The sequence below is a fragment of the Mesorhizobium sp. WSM4850 genome (assembly GCF_055811735.1).
This window is the reverse complement of sequence record NZ_JBVVPV010000146.1, coordinates 1-973: the sequence shown is the minus strand read 5'-3', so window position 1 is coordinate 973 and position 973 is coordinate 1. Positions and strand designations below refer to the sequence as shown.

Annotated in this window: 1 protein-coding gene; it reads left to right on the top strand. The window is 58.7% G+C overall.

Annotation, left to right across the window (positions count from 1 at the left end; translation table 11 throughout):
• Positions 1-230: 230 nt before the first annotated feature.
• A complete protein-coding gene (locus AC0L2Z_RS35310) occupies positions 231-941 on the top strand; it encodes a cyclic nucleotide-binding domain-containing protein (RefSeq protein ID WP_473630632.1) in 711 nt (236 codons plus the stop codon).
• The last annotated feature ends 32 nt before the right edge of the window (positions 942-973 follow it).

Sequence of the window (973 nt, the reverse complement as noted above, 5' to 3'; positions counted from 1 at the left end):
GCATCGAAGCGTCGACGGCCGAAGATCTTCCCGCGAAATGAGCCAACGGGACTCAACCCTCAGACCATGACCACTAGCGCCGGTATTTTTCCGTCTCGGCAATGAAGCGCGTGAACTCGCGCTCGAGCTCGAAGACCGCCTCGTCTTTTGTGGCGGCGTTACCGCGCTGCCCGCCATGGCGACGGAAGCGCGGATCGGAGGTCGAGATCGACCAGAACCATTAGCGGATCGTGCGTGAATCCCACGATTTGAGATGCCCGCGGTCACAGCACGTTGTAACCTCAACCGGCGCGGTGTGTTCGTACAAGCATACAGGTGAAGGAAAGCGGCAGATCACCAGCTTCTTTATCGGGGGCGACATTCCCGATCTGCACGGCATGCATCTCGCGGTGATGGATTGCAGCTTCTCGAGCATGACGCCAGGTAGATTGGGCTTTATCCGCCACAGCGCTCTTCGCTCGATTTGCGAACAGCGCCCGCGTGTTGCAACCGCGTTCTGGCGATCGACCCCGATTGACGCTGCGATCTACCGGGAATGGGTCACGCATCGCAAAATCGGCCAACTTGACCGCGCCTGCGAGATTGAACTTGCGGATGCCGAGATGAGCGACGATCGCGCGAAAATTGAAGACCGGCGTCACCGGGAAACTTCGTTGTACGTTGACAAGATCGAGGCGATCAAGACGCGGAGGCTTTTGCGGAAAGCGAACAGCCTGGACGTTCCCTATGAATACCCGAGCGAGGACAGCCCGGTTTGGGAGCGGTCCGATCAACTACATACATGGCATCTGACGACGATCGGCTATTCCCAGCTTCGAAAAGCGATCAGGCAAGAGCGCAGGGACCGGCGCGAATGGGTGATCACGTGGGCCGGCGTTATAATCGGCATCATCGGTTCGCTCACCGGCATGTTGGCGGTGTGGTTAGCTGCGAGATCCTAGATTGCGGCTACGCTGCCTGCGCATTCTGTTGC